Annotated in this window: 12 protein-coding genes and 2 pseudogenes; 5 read left to right on the top strand and 9 right to left on the bottom strand. The window is 68.9% G+C overall.

The window, feature by feature from the left end; genetic code table 11:
* Positions 1 to 120 precede the first annotated feature (120 nt).
* On the bottom strand, positions 121 to 489 hold the full coding sequence (locus JF597_RS28495) for a VOC family protein (protein WP_294002074.1): 369 nt from the start codon (positions 487 to 489) through the stop codon (positions 121 to 123).
* On the bottom strand, positions 479 to 1,702 hold the full coding sequence (locus tag JF597_RS28490) for an RNA-guided endonuclease TnpB family protein (RefSeq protein WP_294002073.1): 1,224 nt from the start codon (positions 1,700 to 1,702) through the stop codon (positions 479 to 481). The genes JF597_RS28495 and JF597_RS28490 overlap by 11 nt, the downstream gene beginning before the upstream one ends.
* Before the next feature lie 25 nt (positions 1,703 to 1,727).
* Here JF597_RS28490 and tnpA point away from each other — a divergent pair.
* Positions 1,728 to 2,145, top strand: a pseudogene (gene tnpA / locus JF597_RS28485) (IS200/IS605 family transposase).
* Positions 2,146 to 2,307: 162 nt separating this feature from the next.
* Here the strand turns inward: tnpA and JF597_RS28480 are convergent.
* From JF597_RS28480 to JF597_RS28465, 4 genes and pseudogenes are all read right to left on the bottom strand, one after another.
* A pseudogene (locus tag JF597_RS28480) lies at positions 2,308 to 2,734 on the bottom strand (VOC family protein); the annotation flags it as partial.
* 170 nt (positions 2,735 to 2,904) lie between these two features.
* Positions 2,905 to 3,300, bottom strand: coding sequence for a VOC family protein (locus tag JF597_RS28475; protein WP_294002072.1), 396 nt, complete (start codon positions 3,298 to 3,300; stop codon positions 2,905 to 2,907).
* Between the two features lie 121 nt (positions 3,301 to 3,421).
* A complete protein-coding gene (locus JF597_RS28470) occupies positions 3,422 to 3,745 on the bottom strand; it encodes a hypothetical protein (RefSeq protein WP_294002117.1) in 324 nt (107 codons plus the stop codon).
* 70 nt (positions 3,746 to 3,815) lie between these two features.
* A complete protein-coding gene (locus JF597_RS28465; RefSeq protein WP_294002071.1) occupies positions 3,816 to 4,220 on the bottom strand; it encodes an ATP-binding protein in 405 nt (134 codons plus the stop codon).
* A gap of 180 nt (positions 4,221 to 4,400) precedes the next feature.
* Here JF597_RS28465 and JF597_RS28460 point away from each other — a divergent pair, with 180 nt between their 5' ends.
* Both JF597_RS28460 and JF597_RS28455 read left to right on the top strand, forming a co-directional pair.
* Positions 4,401 to 5,240: a helix-turn-helix transcriptional regulator gene (locus JF597_RS28460; RefSeq protein ID WP_294002070.1), complete on the top strand. Its 840-nt coding sequence runs from the start codon at positions 4,401 to 4,403 to the stop codon at positions 5,238 to 5,240.
* A 6-nt stretch (positions 5,241 to 5,246) separates the two neighbouring features.
* Positions 5,247 to 5,462, top strand: a complete 216-nt coding sequence (locus JF597_RS28455) for a DUF397 domain-containing protein (protein WP_294002068.1) — start codon at positions 5,247 to 5,249, stop codon at positions 5,460 to 5,462.
* Here JF597_RS28455 and JF597_RS28450 read toward each other — a convergent pair.
* Together JF597_RS28450 and JF597_RS28445 are read right to left on the bottom strand one after the other, a co-directional pair.
* Positions 5,410 to 5,997, bottom strand: coding sequence for a DUF4328 domain-containing protein (locus tag JF597_RS28450; RefSeq protein ID WP_294002066.1), 588 nt, complete (start codon positions 5,995 to 5,997; stop codon positions 5,410 to 5,412). The two genes, JF597_RS28455 and JF597_RS28450, sit on opposite strands and share 53 nt — an antisense overlap.
* Positions 5,998 to 6,054: 57 nt before the next feature.
* Entirely contained in the window at positions 6,055 to 6,729 is a 675-nt protein-coding gene (locus JF597_RS28445; RefSeq protein WP_294002064.1) for a DUF402 domain-containing protein, read from the bottom strand.
* A gap of 114 nt (positions 6,730 to 6,843) precedes the next feature.
* Between JF597_RS28445 and JF597_RS28440 the strand changes: the two genes are divergently transcribed.
* The gene (locus JF597_RS28440) at positions 6,844 to 9,132 is read left to right on the top strand and encodes an ATP-dependent RecD-like DNA helicase (protein ID WP_294002062.1); all 2,289 of its coding nucleotides are present in this window, start codon (positions 6,844 to 6,846) and stop codon (positions 9,130 to 9,132) included.
* Positions 9,133 to 9,310: 178 nt separating this feature from the next.
* Entirely contained in the window at positions 9,311 to 10,600 is a 1,290-nt protein-coding gene (locus JF597_RS28435) for a citrate synthase (RefSeq protein WP_294002060.1), read from the top strand.
* 555 nt (positions 10,601 to 11,155) lie between these two features.
* On the opposite strand, the gene JF597_RS28430 is transcribed toward JF597_RS28435, so the two are convergent.
* Entirely contained in the window at positions 11,156 to 13,459 is a 2,304-nt protein-coding gene (locus tag JF597_RS28430) for a heavy metal translocating P-type ATPase (protein ID WP_294002059.1), read from the bottom strand.
* Positions 13,460 to 13,475: the final 16 nt, after the last annotated feature.

The raw sequence follows: 13,475 nt of genomic DNA, 5'->3' as shown, positions 1-13,475 counted from the left end.
TCCCTGCGCGCGAAAAAGTTCCCCGCCGCCCACCATCACCGCCCCGGCGATTTCCCGCCACCGGAACGACCGGGGTTTTACGCTCGGCTCACCTGGGCGCGGCCGGCGGCCCGAGTCCCGCTAGCGAGTTCTCCGCACACGGAACTCGTTGCCGTCGGGGTCGAGCATCAGCAGGCCGTCGCCGTCGCCATCGCCGCTGTTCGTGCGTGTCGCGCCCAGCGAGACCAGGGGGCCGATCTCTGCCTCCCCGTCGGCACCTGCGGGAACCCCCAGCTCGAAGAAGAGCCTGTTCGGACCCGTCTTCGGCGGCACCGGCGGCCCACCCCACGTGAGCTTCGTACCGCCGTCCGGCGACTGGATCGCCGTCTCCTGGTCCTTTTCCCAGACCAGCGGCCACCGCAGCGCCTCGCTCCAGAATTGACTTGCTCCTCGGGTTGACGCCTGAGGATTCTGGCCTTCTCGACTTGATCCTGTGCCGCTACGCGGCACGGGGTTCGGTCGGGAATCCGTGGCTTCCTGTTTCTTCGCGCTGTGCCGGGATTACTCCTGGTCTTACCGGCGCTCCGCAGGCCGATACCGCCAGTCCGGCGGCCTGTTTGACGTTGATCGCGGCGTTGTGGTCCCGGTCGTGGGTGGCGCCGCAGGCGCTGCAGGTCCAATCCCGGACGTTCAGGGGTTTGGGCCCGTCCTTGGCGCCGCAGGTGGAGCAGGTCTGGGAGGTCGGCTCGAACCTGCCGATCCTGACCAGGGTGCGGCCGTACCGTTCTGCCTTGTACTGCAGCATGCTGAGGAAGGATGCCCATCCTGCGTCGTGCACGGACTTGGCCAGCCTCGTGCTGGCCAGCGCCTTCACCGACAGATCCTCCACGGCGATCCCCTGGTTCTCGGAGATCAGCTTCGTGGAGAGCCGGTGGTGGAACTCACGGCGCGCGTCGGTGACCTTGGCGTGGGCGCGGGCGACCTTGAGGCGGGATTTGGCCCGGTTCTTCGATCCCTTCTGCTTGCGGGACAGCTCCCGCTGGGCCTTCTTCAGTTTCTTCTCCGCGCGCCGCAAAAAGCGCGGGGAGGCGATCTTCGTGCCGTCGGACAGGACGGCAAAGTGGGTGAGGCCGAGGTCGATGCCGATGGTGCGGTCGGTCTCCAGCATCCGCGCCCGGTCGGCGGCGGGGTCGGTGTCGATGACGAAGGAGGCGAAATACCGGCCGGCCGGGTCCTTGACGACGGTGACGGAGGTGGGGGCGGCGGGCAGCGTGCGGGACCATTTCACCTTGACCGCACCGACCTTCGGCAGGTTCAGGCGGCCGCCGGGGGTGATGTTCCAGCGGGCGTTGGCGGTGAACCGGACCGACTGCCGGGCGTCCTTGCGGGACTTGAAGCGGGGTAGGCCCACCTTCGGTCCCTTGCGGGTTCCCTTGAGGGAGGCGAAGAAGTTGCGGTACGCGGTCTCGGCGTCCCGCAGGGACTGCTGGAGCACCACCACGGACACCTCAGCCAGCCAGGACCGCTCCGGCGTCCGTTTCGCCTCCGTGATCAGACGGGTGGACAGTTGACCTGCCGTCGGCGGTGACTGTCCCGCGGCGCGGGCGTCCTCGCGGGCGCGGACCGCGTCGTTGAACACGACGCGGGCGCACCCGAACGCCTTGGCCAACGAGGTCTTCTGGCCGTTGTCCGGGTACAGGCGGAAGCTGTACCTGAGCTGCATGGCCGTCACCCTACGTACCTGGGTTATGGGTGAGATGCAGGAGACCAGAACTGGTCGTCACTGTGCTTTCCTGATGCATGTGCACTTGCTCTTCGTCACCGAGTTCAGGCACAAGGTGTTCACCGGTGCCCACTTGAGACGCATGGGGGAGATCATGCGGTCGGTGTGCACGGACTTCGATTGCGACCTGTTGGAGTTCAACGGAGGGAACAACCACGTCCACCTGCGGGTGGACTTCCCGCCCAAGGTCGCCCGTGACCAAACTGGTCAACTCCCTCAAGGGCGTCTCCTCCTGCTGTCTACGCCATGAGTTCCCCGATCTGGTGCGCCACTACTGACGGGCCAACAAACTCAGGTCCGGGTCCTACTTCGCCGGAACCGTTGGCGGCGCCCCGCTCTCCGCGGTCGGGCAGTACATCGAACAGCAGAACCGGCCGGTGTGAGTACCCCCGGCTCCGCCGGGACCGGCCCTCCAACGCTCCGCCCGCAGGCGAAGTACTGCGATGTCCCGCTCCGCCGGACCTGAGTCCGCGACGCCCCCCATCGCCACCATCAGATTCGCTTCACCACCGGCCTTAAGGCCGATGCAGTGCGAATGAATTCCGGTAGCCCACCTCCTGCGTACCGTCGCAGGCCAGCGCTCCGATGAAGCCGGTGTCGGCGAGGAACGTGTTGCCCGCCTCGATGACGCAGAACTCGTTGCCGTCCGGATCGGCGAGCACGACATGCCCCTCTTCCGGGAGCTGTCCCACGTCGATGTCTCTCCCGCCGAGCGCCAGCGCCCTCGCCACCGTCCGCCGCTGCTCCTCCGGGGAGGTGCTCGTCGGGTCGAAGTGCGCCCGGTTCTGCCCGGTCTTCGGCTCCTGGCCCGATAGGAAACGGATGCGGAACCCGGCGGCGTCAGGGGGCAGGATCGCGGCGTCGCCGTCCGGACCGTCGCCAAGTTCCCAGCCCAGGACCCCGGACCAGAACCGCGCCAGATCCGACGGCCCGGTCGGCGTTGAAACAGATCGCGAACAGCTGACTGGTCATCCCTGCGCATCTCCGAGCTCGGCATCTTCATCCGGTCCGGGACGTTGCGAAGGAGGCGGCCACCGGATTGAGCCGTCGCCGGAATCGCAAGACACACAACGTCGGGGCGCTCTCAGCCCCAGGAGCAGGGGGCGCCATCCGGCGAACCGTCAAGCTCTGTAAGTAAGAAACTAGTTCGACGGTGCCAGGGTGCGCACAACGTCGAACTCGTTGCCCTCAGGATCGGCCATGACCACCCAGTTCCGGTCTGGTCCCTGGCCCACGTCCACCTTGGCGGCGCCGAGGCCGAGCAGCCTGGCCACCTCGTCGTCGGTGCTGCCGTCGACCGGGCTGACGTCGAGGTGGAGCCGGTTCTTCACGGTCTTGCCCTCGGGCACCTGGATGAACAGCAGGGTGGGCGGCATCTGGCGGGCCCGGACCTCCTCGACGGTCGGTACCCAGGAGCCGATCTCGACCTTGCCCTCGCTCCGGTCGATCACCTTGAAGTCCAGGACCGCGCACCAGAAGGCCGCGAGCCGCTCGGGATCGTGGCAGTCGACGACCAACTCCGTGAACCTACTGGTCACTATTCCCCCTGACGGTGCGGACGGGGGCTCAGCCTACGGGGCCTCGCCGCCCGTCCGGCAAGTCCGGGATCACCGCGCGGATCGACGTCGACACGATCGTCGTACGTCCCTCCGCGAGTGCTCAGCAGTCCCGTGCGGTCCCGTCGACGAAGCGAAGCAGCACGGCGGCCTCCGCGCGCAGCCGCTCGGCCCGGTCGGCGTGCGCCGGCGCGGTCAACTGCGCCGCGGCCTCCAGCCGTTCGTCTGCCTCCGCCCGTACGACACGCACCACGTCGCGCTCGTTCAGCTCACGCCGGGCCGCCTCGGTGGCCCCGGCGCCGACCGGCGACGCCTCCAGGGCCAGGCCCCGCAGCTCCGTCTCGCCCACGGGCACCGCCTCGGCGTTGTCCAGTGCGGCGAGGGTCGCGCGCAGGGCACTCACCGCGACCTTGTCACGGGCACGCATCGCTTCGGGCAGCGCTTGACGCATACGGAGACGTATAGACATGCCGGTGACCTTACGGGCCCTCGTGTGCCTACGCAGCGGCCAACTCGCACCACACGTACTTCCCCCGATTACCGAACCTCGACAGCGGCTGCCAGCCCCACAGATCCGAACAGGCCCGCACCAGCGCCAGCCCCCGCCCCTCCTCCACCTCCCCGAGCCGCTCCAACGGCACCGGTGGCTCGGGCGGTTCGGGGTCCGCGTCCCACGCGCCGATCCGGAGGGTGCCGGGCGGCGCCCATCGGATACGCAGTGCGGCGGGGCCTTTCGTATGCCGTACGGCGTTGGACACCAGCTCCGTGGCGAGGAGTTCGGCGACGTCGAGGAAGTGGGCGAGCCCATGCGCAGTGAGGACCAGCCTCAACGTGTGACGGCTGACGGTGACGGCGCGGAGGTCGTTGGGGATGGTGAGCGTGTACTCCCAGCCTTCGGGCATGCGTCATCAACTCCGGTGGTGGTGAGGGACTTCCACGCACGGTGGCGTTGCCGCACCCGTCGCGGCAGGACGGGGCGGTGCACTTCCGCTGCGTGTGCATTGCGTCACTGACGGTAGGGGTAACTTATTACCCGTGGCAAGCTGATCGGGAGATCGGCCCCCGAAAGAGGAGAGCAACTCATGGTCCAGAGGCGTGAGCCGACAGCTCGTCAGGTGCGCCTGGGAGTTGAGCTGCGCAGGCTCCGAGAGGCGGCCGGCTTGACCGGTGCGCAGGCGGCCGCCCTTCTCGGAGCGAACAGGGTCCAGATCAGTCATATCGAGCTGGGTCTCACGGGCGTGAGCGAGGAACGGGTGCGCCGACTGGCGTCCCATTACGCATGTACGGATGTGGAGTTCATCGAGGCCCTGGTGGGAATGGCCACTGATCGGACGCAGGGCTGGTGGGAGGAGTACCGGGGCCTCCTGCCCACCTCGTTCATGGACCTGTCGGAACTCGACCACCATGCTGCGTTCCAGAAAGATGTGGCCATCTTGTATGTGCCGGGCCTGCTTCAGACGGAGGAGTACGCTCGCGCGGTCTTTTCGTCCCGGCTCCCGGAACTGACACGCGAGGAACTTGAGTTGCGTGTCAGCCACCGAATGGCACGCCAGACCAAGGTCGACTTCCCGCACGAGATCGTGCTCCACGAGGCTGCACTGCGCATCCGGGTCGGTGACCGTGCCGCCGCGCGGGCTCAACTCATCCGGCTCCTGGAGCTGTCCGAATCGGATCGCATCACCTTGCGGATCATCCCCTTTGACCTGGATGACTTCGCTGTGGCGTCAAGCACGATGACGTACGTGGGCGGACCCGTGCCCAAGCTGGACACGGTCTCGCGCGACGCCCCCCATGGCTCGGTCTTCCTTGATTCCGAGGCCCAGCTCAACACCTATCGAACACGCTTCCATAAAGTGGAGGGCGTATCGCTCGAACCGGATCGGTCGCGCGACTTCATCAATCGGCTGCTGAAAGAGCTGTGAGGCCCCATGGACAACTGGCGGAAGTCGTCCTACTCCGGCGAGGGGGACGGCAACAACTGCGTCGAGATAGCCACCACCCCCACCCACACAGCCGTCCGCGACTCCAAAGCCCCCACCCGCGCCACCCTCACCTTCCCGGCGGGAGCCTTCGCCGCTTTTGTTGCGGAGATCAAGTACGCAGGCTCACCTGGACGCCGGGCGCCGTACCCTGCAGCGCCGTGACGCGCTCGATGACCAGCCCCGCCAGCACGGCCGCCGCGAGCATGAGCGTCTCCGTCACCACGAGGCAGGGCATCGAGCCGGGGGCGACTCGGCCGGCCACCAAGGCCACCAGCGCGTGCGCGGCCCAGGCGGCCCACCACAGATTCACCAGCGTCGTCTCCCGCTTCTGCCAGGACGCGGAGCCGGCGCGTCCGATGTCGAGCACGACCCGGCGCGGGGCGAAGAGGTTGACCACCGGTATGAACCAGGCGCCGATCATCCAGCCCGTACTCGGGACCGCGGCCTCGGGGGCCAACTCGCGGGCGTTGCGCCGGGAACGGGCGAGCCACACGAGGAACAGCACGGTCGCGAGGGTCATCAGGTAGGCGAAGGCCATGGAGATGAGGCCGGACCTGTGCAGGGACGCATCCGTGGGGTGCAGGTAGTGGTCCCGGAGGGCCACCGCGCGGAACACGTCCGCCACGGCCGCCGCCGCCGTCAGCGCCTGCGCGGAGCGGGCGAGGAACCGGGGAGCCGTGCGGGCGGCGCTCGTCATCGTCTTCGGCCTGTCTCGGAGGTGCCCTTCGCCGCGGCGGACGCCGGGGCGGAGTGATCATAGGGCCCGGTCGAGACCGAATGTCGGGGCGTCGGCGGGCAGTGACGGAGCCGGCCGGTCGGGATCGGGGCGCCAGGTCCGCCAGTTCGCCTCCGCGGCGAACGGCCCGCCATGCTCCTGGATCACGGCCACCGCCTGCCCGCGGGCCTGCTCGACAGCCCGGTGATCCGCCTCGCTCACCACGCCGAGCCGTCGGCCGTGGGCGTACTCGTCCTCGTCCTTCCAGTCCCACCGGGACAGGTCGGGTGCCACCACCAGGTCCAGGAGGAGGTCGAAGGTGTCGAAGCCGAGGGCCGTGCGCCGCACGGGCCGCTGGAAGTTGACGTACCAGTGCGTCAGCCGGTGGCCGTCCGAGACGTCGTAGAACGCGTTCACGCTGAACCATGTGTCCGGCGGGACCCATTGCAGATGTGCCGTGTCGCGCCACGACCAGCGGCCGAGCCGCCAGCTGCCGTCGGCCAGGCCCGGCAGAGCCCTGATCCTGGCTTCCTCGTCTCTGGTCAGCAGCCACTCGATCCAGGTCGTCGGGGCCAGCACGTCAGCGCCCGGCCGGCAGCCCACGACAAGTGCCTCGGTGCTGTCCTCGACGACATGGAACGCGTGTGCGCTCCACACCTTCCGGCGGAACACGTCACGCCGGACAGCGATCTCACCCGGTCGGAACCGTCGCATGGCGCACCTCCCGGCATCATGACGCGTGGCGCCACCGCCGGGGTTGCGTCTTCTCGGCGCCCTGAAATCCACACCCCGCCCCGGACTGTCAGACCCCACCTGTACCGTCGGATCATGGCTGACCAGGCGGGAACCCCCACAGGCGAACGACGGCTCGCCACCGTCGAAGGCGTGCTTGAGCGGATCACGTACGCGAACGAGGAGAACGGGTACACGGTCGCGCGGGTCGACACCGGCAGAGGTGCCGGTGATCTGCTCACGGTCGTCGGTGCGCTGCTCGGCGCCCAGGTGGGGGAGTCGCTGCGGATGGAGGGCCGTTGGGGGTCGCATCCCCAGTACGGCAAGCAGTTCACCGTCGAGAACTACACGACCGTGCTGCCGGCCACGGTGCAGGGGATGCGGCGCTATCTGGGGTCGGGGCTCGTCAAGGGGATCGGGCCGGTCTTCGCGGACCGGATCACCCAGCACTTCGGCGTGGACACCCTGAGGATCATCGAGGAGGAGCCGAAGCGGCTGGTCGAGGTGCCCGGTCTCGGCCCGAAGCGGACGAAGAAGATCGCCGACGCCTGGGAGGAGCAGAAGGCGATCAAGGAGGTCATGCTCTTCCTCCAGACCGTCGAGGTGTCGACGTCGATCGCCGTGCGGATCTACAAGAAGTACGGCGACGCGTCGATCTCCGTCGTGAAGAACCAGCCGTACCGGCTCGCGGCCGACGTGTGGGGCATCGGGTTCCTCACCGCCGACAAGATCGCCCAGTCGGTGGGGATCCCGCACGACAGTCCGGATCGGGTGAAGGCCGGGCTGCAGTACGCGCTGTCGCAGTCGGCCGACCAGGGGCACTGCTATCTCCCCGAGGAGCGGCTCATCGCGGACGCGGTCAAGCTGCTCCAGGTCGACACCGGCCTCGTCATCGAGTGCCTCGCCGAGCTGGCGGCCCAGCCCGAGGACGGGGAGGACCCCGGTGTCGTACGGGAGAAGCTCCCGGGCCCCGCTCCCGACGCGGACCCCGTCACCGCCGTCTACCTGGTCCCCTTCCACCGGGCCGAGGTCGCCCTCGCCTCGCAGCTCCTGCGCCTGCTGCGCACGGACGAGGACCGGATGCCGTCGTTCAGGGACGTCGCCTGGGACAAGGCGCTCGCCTGGCTGAAGGACCGTACCGGCGTCGAGCTCGCCCCCGAGCAGGAGGCCGCCGTCAGGCTGGCGCTGACGGAGAAGGTGGCGGTGCTCACCGGCGGGCCCGGCTGCGGCAAGTCGTTCACCGTCCGGTCGATCGTGGAGCTGGCGCGGGCGAAGAAGGCGAAGGTGGTGCTCGCCGCCCCCACCGGCCGTGCGGCCAAGCGGCTCGCCGAGCTGACCGGGGCCGAGGCGTCGACCGTCCACCGGCTGCTGGAGCTGAAGCCGGGCGGGGACGCGGCCTACGACCGGGACCGGCCGCTCGACGCCGACCTGGTGGTGGTGGACGAGGCGTCCATGCTCGATCTGCTCCTCGCCAACAAGCTGGTCAAGGCCGTACCGCCGGGTGCGCACCTCCTCTTCGTGGGGGATGTGGACCAACTGCCCAGCGTCGGGGCGGGGGAGGTGCTGCGGGACCTGCTCGCCGAGGGCGGTCCGATCCCGGCGGTGCGCCTCACGCGCGTGTTCCGGCAGGCCCAGCAGTCCGGCGTGGTCATCAACGCGCACCGGATCAACGCGGGGCAGCACCCCGTCACCGACGGCATGAAGGACTTCTTCCTCTTCGTGGAGGACGAGACGGAGGAGGCCGGCAAGCTCGCCGTCGACGTCGCCGCCCGGCGGGTTCCGGCCAGGTTCGGGCTCGACCCGCGGCGGGACGTGCAGGTCCTCACGCCCATGCACCGGGGCCCGGCCGGCGCGGGCGCGCTCAACGGTCTGCTGCAGCAGGTCATCACTCCGGCCCGCCCCGACCTGCCCGAGAAGCGGTTCGGCGGGCGGGTGTTCCGGGTCGGCGACAAGGTCACGCAGATCCGCAACAACTACGAGAAGGGCGAGAACGGCGTCTTCAACGGCACGGTGGGCGTGGTCACCGCGCTCGACCCGGTCGACCAGCGCCTCACCGTGCTGACGGACGAAGATGAAGAGGTGCCGTACGAATTCGACGAACTGGACGAACTGGCGCATGCCTACGCGGTGACCATTCACCGTTCACAGGGGAGTGAATATCCCGCGGTGGTGATCCCGGTCACCACCGGGGCCTGGATGATGCTCCAGCGGAACCTGCTCTACACGGCGGTCACCCGGGCCAGGAAACTGGTCGTCCTCGTCGGTTCGCGCAAGGCGATCGGCCAGGCGGTGCGCACCGTGTCGGCAGGCAGGCGCTGTACGGCACTGGACTTCCGGCTCGGCCGGAGCGATCTCCGGAAAAATGATCGATCAAATGAGTCGTGAAGGTCACAGAGCTCTTCCAGATGGCGGGACAAGGGGGCAGGATGAGCAGGTTGGCGGCACTGAGTGCCGCCGATAGGCCCAACGGTCGACCCCGAGTGCACTCTCCTGAGCCAAATGGGGGATGGTAGAGACAGTCAGGGCACCTCGAAGATGAGGCACTACGTCGGTGAGGGAAGACGTGAGCGACAACTCTGTAGTACTGCGGTACGGCGACGGCGAGTACACCTACCCGGTGGTCGACAGCACCGTCGGCGACAAGGGCTTCGACATCGGGAAGCTCCGCGCCCAGACCGGTCTCGTGACCCTGGACAGCGGCTACGGCAACACCGCTGCCTATAAATCCGCCATCACCTACCTCGACGGCGAGGCGGGCATCCTCCGCTACCGCGGATACCCGATCGAGCAGCTGGCGGAGCGCTCCACCTTCCTGGAGGTGGCCTACCTGCTGATCAACGGTGAGCTGCCGACCGTGGACGAGCTCACCACGTTCAAGAACGAGATCACGCGGCACACGCTCCTGCACGAGGACGTCAAGAACTTCTACCGGGGCTTCCCGCGTGACGCCCACCCGATGGCCATGCTGTCGTCGGTGGTCTCCGCGCTGTCCACGTTCTACCAGGACAGCCACAACCCGTTCGACGCGAAGCAGCGCGACCTCTCCACCATCCGCCTGCTCGCCAAGCTTCCGACCATCGCCGCGTACGCGTACAAGAAGTCGGTCGGCCACCCGTTCGTCTACCCGCGCAACGACCTCTCCTACGTGGAGAACTTCCTGCGGATGACGTTCTCGGTGCCGGCGCAGGACTACGAGCTCGACCCGGTCGTCGTCTCGGCCCTGGACAAGCTGCTGATCCTGCACGCGGACCACGAGCAGAACTGCTCGACCTCGACGGTCCGCCTGGTCGGCTCGTCGCAGGCGAACATGTTCGCGTCGATCTCCGCCGGCATCTCCGCGCTCTGGGGCCCCCTGCACGGCGGTGCCAACCAGTCCGTCCTGGAGATGCTGGAGGGCATCCAGGCCAACGGCGGCGACGTCGACTCCTTCATCACCAAGGTGAAGAACAAGGAGGACGGCGTCCGCCTGATGGGCTTCGGCCACCGGGTCTACAAGTCCTTCGACCCGCGCGCCAAGATCATCAAGTCGGCGGCGCACGACGTCCTCTCGGCCCTCGGCAAGTCCGACGAGCTGCTGGACATCGCGCTGAAGCTGGAGGAGCACGCGCTCTCCGACGACTACTTCGTCTCGCGCAACCTCTACCCGAACGTCGACTTCTACACCGGCCTGATCTACCGCGCCATGGGCTTCCCGACCGAGATGTTCACGGTCCTGTTCGCCCTCGGCCGGCTGCCCGGCTGGATCGCCCAGTGGCAGGAAATGATCAAGGAGCCGGGCTCCCGCATCGGCCGTCCGCGCCAGATCTACACGGGCGTCGTCGAGCGCGACTTCGTGCCGGTCGAGGAGCGCTGAACGCGCTAGCGGCCATACGGGCCTAGCAGAAGGCGCCCTGGAGCGCCGGTCCCCCCACGGGCCGGCGACCAGGGCGCCTTCCCGTGTCCCGGTGCGGATTCCCCCCACGGGATCCGGCCGGGCGCTCGGTGCGGCAGCGCCTGAATCGCTGCTTCGAGCACAACGAGCAGAACTCGCCGTACTCCATCCAGTGATGCGGTGCGATCTGCCGGGACCCGTACGGCACGGGAGGGCCGCTCAAAGCTTCCCGTCGTACGTGCCCCGGCAACGCATCTCTGAGGAAGTCCCCCAAGACATCCCCAGATGCCAGGTCAGCGCCCCCCAAGACGCATCTCTGACACCGCCAACTTAGACCGTCGAACCCCTTCGATGGTTACGTTCACATCACTGTGATCTGCGTCTCTTGCATCTGTCCGATAGATGCGCAAGAGCCCCGATACGGTGATCGGAGCTCAAGCGTAAGGATGATGCGCGAGCCTTGTGAAGAGCTTATGTGAGGTGCGCGTTGGACTCTAGGGGGACTCCGACATCCACGGTGCCGAACCGCCGGTAACTTCAGCGGAAGGTGCGCAGCCGCAGGCTGTTGGTCACCACGAAGACCGACGAGAAGGCCATCGCGGCCGCCGCGATCATAGGGTTCAGGAGCCCGGCGGCAGCAAGGGGGAGCGCGGCCACGTTGTAGCCGAAGGCCCACACGAGGTTGCCCTTGATGGTGGCGAGGGTCCGCCGGGACAGCCGGATCGCGTCCGCCGCCACCCGCAGGTCCCCGCGCACCAGGGTCAGGTCGCCGGCCTCGATGGCCGCGTCCGTCCCGGTGCCCATCGCCAGCCCCAGATCGGCGGTGGCCAGCGCCGCCGCGTCGTTGACGCCGTCGCCCACCATGGCGACCGTCCGCCCCTCGCGCTGCAGTCGTCGTACGACGTCCACCTTGTCCTCGGGCAGCACCTCGGCGACGACCTCGCCGATGCCGACCGCCCGGGCGACCGATTCGGCCACCGCCCGGTTGTCCCCGGTCAGCAGCACCGGCGTCAGCCCGAGCGCGCGCAACTTCCGGACCGCCTCGGCGCTGGTCTCCTTGACCGCGTCGGCGACGGCGAGGACACCTCGTGCCCGTCCGTCCCAGCCGACCAGGACGGCCGTACGGCCCTCCTGCTCGGCCCGGGAGCGGGCCAGGGCCAACTCCTGCGGTACGGCGTCGAAGAGGCGCCCCACGGCCACCTCGCGGCCGTCCACGCGCCCGCGTACGCCTCGCCCGGGGACGTTCTCGAAGTGCTCGACCGCGGGCAGCGCCCCCACCCTCCCCCAGCCTTCGGCCGGGGGGACCCCCATCTCGCTTCGCTCGGCCGCCGCCGCGGCGATCGCCCTGGCGACCGGGTGCTCGGAGGCGTGTTCGAGGGCGCCCGCCAGCCGCAGCACCTCGTCCGCGTCCTCCCCGCCGTCCTCGGCGACGTACACGTCCTGGAGGCTCATCCGCCCGGTGGTCACCGTCCCGGTCTTGTCGAGGACGACGGTGTCGACCCGGCGCGTGGACTCCAGGACCTCCGGGCCCTTGATGAGGATGCCGAGCTGCGCACCCCGCCCGGTGCCGACCATCAGCGCGGTCGGCGTGGCCAGGCCCAGGGCGCACGGGCAGGCGATGATCAGGACGGCGACGGCGGCCGTGAACGCGGCGGCCGTGTCCCCGGTGACGCCCAGCCAGACCCCGAAGGTGCCGAGCGCGATCAGGATGACGACCGGGACGAAGACGGCGGAGATCCGGTCGGCGAGCCGCTGCACCTCGGCCTTGCCGTTCTGCGCGTCCTCCACCAGCCTTGCCATCCGCGCGAGCTGCGTGTCGGCGCCGACCCGGGTCGCCTCGACGACCAGCCGCCCGCCCGCGTTGACGGTCGCGCCCGTGACGGCGTCGCCGACGGTCACGTCCACCGGCACGGACTCGCCGGTCAGCATCGACGCGTCCACCGCGGACGCCCCCTCGACCACGGTCCCGTCGGTGGCGACCTTCTCCCCGGGCCGTACGACGAACCGGTCACCGACCGCCAGTGACGCCACCGGGACCCGCACCTCACGTCCGTCCCGCAGCACCGCCACGTCCCGGGCGCCCAGCTCCATCAGCGCCCGCAGGGCCGCGCCCGCGCGCCGCTTGGAGCGTGCCTCCAGGTAGCGGCCGAGCAGGATCAGCGCGACGACCCCGGAGGCGACCTCCAGGTAGATCGTGGACGCGCTGTCCATCCGGGACACGGTGAAGCGGAACTCGTCGTGCATGCCCGGCATGCCCGCGTCGCCGAAGAACAGCGCCCACAGCGACCAGCCGAACGCGGCCAGCGTGCCGACCGAGACCAGGGTGTCCATGGTGGCGGCACCGTGCCGGGCGTTGGTCCAGGCGGCGCGGTGAAACTGCCAGCCACCCCAGACGACCACCGGAGCGGCGAGCGTCAGCGACAGCCACTGCCAGTTGTCGAACTGCAGCGCCGGGACCATCGCGAGCAGCACCACCGGGGCGGCGAGCAGGGCGGAGACCAGGAGACGGTGGCGCAGGGCGGCGAGCTCGGGATCCCGCTCGGCCTCCTGTTCCTGTTCCGGCTCCGGAGGTGCGGGTTCCTCGGCGGTGTACCCCGTCTTCACGACCGTGGCGATCAGGTCCGCGACCTGAACCCCCTGGGGGTATGTGACCTTCGCCTTCTCGGTCGCGTAGTTCACGGTGGCGGTGACGCCGTCCATGCGGTTGAGCTTCTTCTCGACCCGGGCGGCGCAGGAGGCGCAGGTCATGCCGCCGATGAGCAGCTCGACCTCGGACTCGCCGGCCGGGCGCGGCGGGGCTATCGGTGTCTGTGCGGTGCTGGTGGTGGTGCTGGTCGTCATGTCCGGACTCCAGACA

It is taken from the genome of Streptomyces sp., from assembly GCF_019510245.1.
Taxonomy (GTDB): domain Bacteria; phylum Actinomycetota; class Actinomycetes; order Streptomycetales; family Streptomycetaceae; genus Streptomyces.
Note: the sequence above shows the minus strand (reverse complement) of the source record. Positions and strands in the feature narration are given on the sequence as shown.